Annotated in this window: 5 protein-coding genes; 1 reads left to right on the top strand and 4 read right to left on the bottom strand. The window is 71.1% G+C overall.

Annotation, left to right across the window (positions count from 1 at the left end; all coding sequences use genetic code 11):
- Positions 1-213: hypothetical protein (locus tag AB0J52_RS37460; protein WP_500187702.1), on the top strand; the 213-nt coding region annotated here is incomplete at its 5' end.
- Here AB0J52_RS37460 and rpmF read toward each other — a convergent pair.
- The 4 genes from rpmF to AB0J52_RS37440 form a co-directional block, all read right to left on the bottom strand.
- Complete coding sequence (gene rpmF, locus AB0J52_RS37455; RefSeq protein ID WP_117361018.1) at positions 189-368, bottom strand: 50S ribosomal protein L32; 180 nt, start codon at positions 366-368, stop codon at positions 189-191. The two genes, AB0J52_RS37460 and rpmF, sit on opposite strands and share 25 nt — an antisense overlap.
- Position 369: 1 nt before the next feature.
- Positions 370-897, bottom strand: a complete 528-nt coding sequence (locus AB0J52_RS37450; protein ID WP_500187700.1) for a YceD family protein — start codon at positions 895-897, stop codon at positions 370-372.
- 256 nt (positions 898-1153) lie between these two features.
- Positions 1154-1633 (bottom strand): pantetheine-phosphate adenylyltransferase, encoded by a 480-nt coding sequence (gene coaD / locus AB0J52_RS37445; protein WP_500187699.1) that lies wholly within the window; start codon positions 1631-1633, stop codon positions 1154-1156.
- 132 nt (positions 1634-1765) lie between these two features.
- Positions 1766-2137: penicillin-binding transpeptidase domain-containing protein (locus AB0J52_RS37440; protein WP_500187697.1), on the bottom strand; the 372-nt coding region annotated here is incomplete at its 5' end.

The following is a 2137-nucleotide window of genomic DNA, read 5'->3' as shown; positions in this document are numbered from 1 at the left end:
GGTGGGAATGTTCCCGGCGTGCACCACGGCTCCGGGCGCTGGCCTCGGCCGGTCACCACGCTGGCGCGGCGCGCCGGGGTGGCCGGTCCCCGGCCGTCCCGGCGGGCGCCGGCACGGGTCTCGGGGAACCGCGAGGGGGCGGCCGCGTTCACACGCGAGACCGCCCCCCGGTACGACGAGTTCAGCCGTCAGGCCGACGGCGCGATGACCTGACGCCGGTCGTAGGTGCCACAGGTCTGGCACGCCGTGTGCGGCAGCTTGACGTCACGGCAGGTCGGGCATTCGACCAGGGTCGGGGCAGCGGTCTTCCACTGCGAACGACGGTGCCGCGTGTTGCTCCGCGACTTCTTCCGCTTCGGGACGGCCACTTCAGCCCTCCTGCTTTCCTTCTCGTAGGTCGATGGAACCGAGCGCCGCCCACCAGGGGTCGGCGGCGTCGTGGTGGTGGTCGGGCCCGGCGTCCGCCAGCCGTACACCGCACTCCGGACACAGGCCGGGACAGTCGTCCCGGCACAGCGGCGACAGCGGCAGCTGGAGGACCACCGCGTCCCGGAGCACCGGCTCGAGGTCGAGCAGGTCGTCCTCGAGGCGGAGCTCGTCGTCGCCTGCGTTCCCACCGGAGCGGGTGTCAGGATAAACGAAGAGCTCCTGGAAGTTCGCCTCGAAGTCCGAGGCGATCGGATCCAGGCAGCGAGCGCACTCCCCTTCCAGGGGAACTCGTGCCGTTCCGGTGACGAGCACGCCTTCGAGCACCGATTCGAGCCGGACGTCCAGCTCCATCGGCGCGCCCTCGGGCACCCGCACCATCTCGATGCCGAAATTCTCCGGAGCCGGCACGGTGAGGTGCTCCCGCCGCTCGGACCCGGGCTGCCTGCTGAGGGCTCGGGTGTCGAGCACGAGCGGGCCGCGCGCGGGTTCGTTGCGAGTCAGAGCTTTCCTGCTTTCGTGAGGCATGGCGAATCGCGACCGTCGTTCCTGGCCGAGGTCTCAGGGTATCCGACCGGCGGCGATAGCCCAACTCAGGGGCTCCGTCCAGCCCGCCGGAACACCGCTTCGGGGCGTGTCGCGCGCGGCCGCCGCGCCGCAGCCCTCCCGGCGCGCCCGGACGGCGGTCAGCCCGCGCCGTCCGAGCGGCGGGCCGCTCTGGCCGCCGTCAGGAGGCGCGGAGCCGCTCGGCGAGCCGCTCGTGGACGAGTTCGGGGACCAGGCCCGACACGTCCCCGCCGAACTTGACGACCTCTTTCATGAGCGAGGACGACAGGTAGGAGTAGAGCGGGTTGGTGGACATGAACAGGGTCTCCACGCCCGCCATGCGGTGGTTCATCTGGGCCATCTGCAGCTCGTACTCGTAGTCGCTGACCGCCCGCAGGCCCTTGACGATCATCGGGATGTCGTTCACCCGGCAGAAGTCGACGAGCAGGCCGTGCCAGGAGTCCACCCGGACGTTGCCGTACTCCTCGGTGACCTCGCGGAGCAGCTGCATCCGCTCGTCCACGGTGAACAGGCCCTGCTTGGTCTTGTTGATCATCACGGCGACGACCACCTCGTCGAAGAGGCGGGACGCGCGGCTGATGATGTCCAGATGGCCGTTGGTCACGGGATCGAACGAGCCGGGGCAGACGACACGGCGCACGAGACGGCTCCATCCTTTGGGCGGGGACGACCTGCGGCGCGACCGTACCAAACCGGCCGATACGCTCCCGCGACCGGGTCGCGGCGGCCCGCGCCGGGCAGGCCCGGGGCCGCCGGGGCCGGGCGCGGACGGTCAGCCGCCGAGGGCGTCGATGATCTTGGATGCGATCGGGCCGGACTCGATGCCGTAGCCGGACGCCTCGGTCATGACGGCGACGGCGTATTTGGCGTTCGCGCCGGGCCCGAACCCGATGAACCAGCGGTCGTTGTAGGAGGCCCCCTCGATGTCGGCGGTACCGGTCTTGCCGCCGCCGACCGACGTCCCCTGCAGCGACTTGCCTGTGCCGGATTTCACGACCTCCCGCATCATGTCGCGCAGCTGGGCCGCCTGGTCGGAGCTGAGCGCCTGGCCGAGCGACTGGTGGGCGGCGCCCTGCACGACCGAGCCGTCCGCGCCGCGCAGCCGGTTCACCAGGTAGGGCCGCATCACCTTGCCGTCGTTGAC

Source organism: Spirillospora sp. NPDC049652 (assembly GCF_040675125.1).
Classification (GTDB): domain Bacteria; phylum Actinomycetota; class Actinomycetes; order Streptosporangiales; family Streptosporangiaceae; genus Spirillospora.
This window is presented reverse-complemented; position numbering and strand designations above follow the sequence as displayed.